The sequence below is a fragment of the Nonomuraea sp. B19D2 genome, assembly GCF_040137845.1.
In the GTDB taxonomy this organism is placed as follows: domain Bacteria; phylum Actinomycetota; class Actinomycetes; order Streptosporangiales; family Streptosporangiaceae; genus Nonomuraea.
This window is the reverse complement of the sequence record NZ_JBEFAK010000129.1, coordinates 1-2,133: the sequence shown is the minus strand read 5'-3', so window position 1 is coordinate 2,133 and position 2,133 is coordinate 1. Positions and strand designations below refer to the sequence as shown.

Genomic DNA, 2,133 nt, shown 5'->3' with positions numbered 1-2,133 from the left:
CCACTCGTTCTGCGGTAATATTCCACCGAAGGAGTATGAAGGCGCCTTCTATAAGGCGCAGGAATCTGCTACGTCATTCGCAAGTTCGCAGGAATCGTAGCCTCCAAGATTCCCGGGACGGTCCATACAGAGCCGAGGCCGCACGGTTGAACCCTCCACGATCAACAATCGCAAGGAAGTACTCCAGCTGCCGAATGTCCATTCGCGCCCTCTGTCCTCAAGAATCAACCGACGACTGACGGTGTGTCGTTGGCTACGGATTTGGCGTCTGGGTGTCACCGTTGGTGGTGTGTGACGCTGATGTGGTGGCTGTCGTCCTTGGGTGATCGGGGGCAGCATCGTGCTTCTCCTATCGCGAGACCGGCTTGTCGGGATCGAGGTGGCGGTAGATGGTGGCTCGGCTGACGCCGAGCCGGTCGGCGATCTGCTGGACGGTGTAGCGGCGCTTGCCGTCGTCGCCCTTCATCTCGTACAACGCGCGAGCCATCTTCACACCATGGGCGTCTAAGGCCGGTGGGCGCCCGCCGACGCGGCCGCGCGCTCGGGCCGAGGCGAGCCCTTCGAGGGTGCCCTCGACGATGAGTTCGCGAAGGAACTCGTCGAAGGCGCCGAACATGTGGAACTGCAGGCGCCCTGACGGCGTGGAGGTGTCGATGCCCTGCTTGAGCACCAGTAGGTCCACCTCGCGCTCGCGGAGCTGCGCCGCCAAGTCCAGCAGGTGGCGCAGTGAGCGAGCGGCGCGTGACAGGCGGGTGATGACGAAGGTGTCGCCGGGCCGGAGGTAGTCCAGCGCCTTGTCGAGCTCGGGGCGTCGGTCAATCTTCCCGGACGCCTTGTCGACGAAGATCCGGTCGCATCCGGCCGCCGTAAGGGCATCGCGTTGGCTGTCGGGGTTCTGGTCGCGGGTGGAGACCCGTCCGTAGCCGATCCTGCTCACTACACCAGTGTCTCATAAACGGCTGAGCCGAGACGTAATGAAACATAGTTTTCGAACGCGGACTTTGAGACATAATCGCGAGAGTGGACGTCGAGAACGGTGCAGCAGGCGCACCATGTCTCAGAAATGAACGATTCCGTACAAGATCACGTCAGGGTCCGGAGATGGTTCGACCCGACTGGGTCGTGATGGCGACCCGGGCAGTGCCGCTCGTTTGGGGCTCATGACACGTTTCTTACTGGCGCGTCCGCCGTGAGTTCAGCCAGACTGAAGGACGTTCATCGGGAACACACGCGAGTTCGCTGGGTGAGATCTGAAAACGCGGGGAGTTCGTCGTTGACGCCGGCGTCATGACCCAAGGGATCACGGTTGGGGTGTCTGATCGAGCTCGTCGGCGAGTAGATGCTCGGCGACGGCGGAGTATCTGGCGGCGGTGCTGTGGGAGATCCCGAAGACCAGCGACAGGTGAAGCGGGTCCGCCCCTCCGGCGAGAGCTTCGTGGAGGATGCGGTCCTTGCGTATCCGGTCGACACTGCATCCGGTGCGGTTCATCCGCGATGTCACGAATTGTTGGCTGATCGGACCAGTGCCGTGGGCGGTCTTGTCGCTGATCAGGACGTGGGGGTTGGTGGTGTGCGGCCAGGTTGCGCGACGGTGGCGGAGCCAGCGGCGGAGTACTCGATGACTGAGGTCTCCGAGTCGCTGGCGGCGGCCGGCGAGGGTGATTCGCCGATTGGCCAGATCGAGGTTGTCGAGTGTCAGGTGGCGGATGGCTCCGGTGCGAGCCGCGTTCTCGGCGGCCAGTGCGATGATGACTCGTCCGGCGAGGTCATCGGCCTGTTGCTCGATGGCCCGAATCTCCTCATCGGCCATCGGGAGCAGGGTGAAGTCCGCCGGTCGGCCCTTCAACCCGGTCGTCGGGTTGGAGAAGATCAGGCCGCGCTTCTTGGCGAATCCGAACAGCGATCGCATCGCGCTGGTCGCGGTGGCGCGTCGTGAACCGCTGAGCGGTCCAAGCGCTGTTCTGATGTCGGAGCGGGTGACCTCTCGCAAGTGGTCGTAGCCCGCCTGTCGGCGTACAAGTGAACGTGCGCCAGCGCGTACGGATGAGAATGCACCGTTCTTGATGCGGTAACACAGCGTTACTGCAAAGCTACTGTCCTCTGTTCGGAGTCGATGGAGGGCGGCTGACGGTG

The 2,133-nt window shown here is 63.1% G+C and carries 2 protein-coding genes; both read right to left on the bottom strand.

The window, feature by feature from the left end:
- Window positions 1-349: 349 nt before the first annotated feature.
- Window positions 350-937, bottom strand: coding sequence for a recombinase family protein (locus tag ABN273_RS59070; RefSeq protein ID WP_349458569.1), 588 nt, complete (start codon window positions 935-937; stop codon window positions 350-352).
- A 363-nt stretch (window positions 938-1,300) separates the two neighbouring features.
- On the bottom strand, window positions 1,301-2,133 hold an 833-nt coding region (locus ABN273_RS59065; RefSeq protein WP_349458568.1), incomplete at its 5' end, for a site-specific integrase.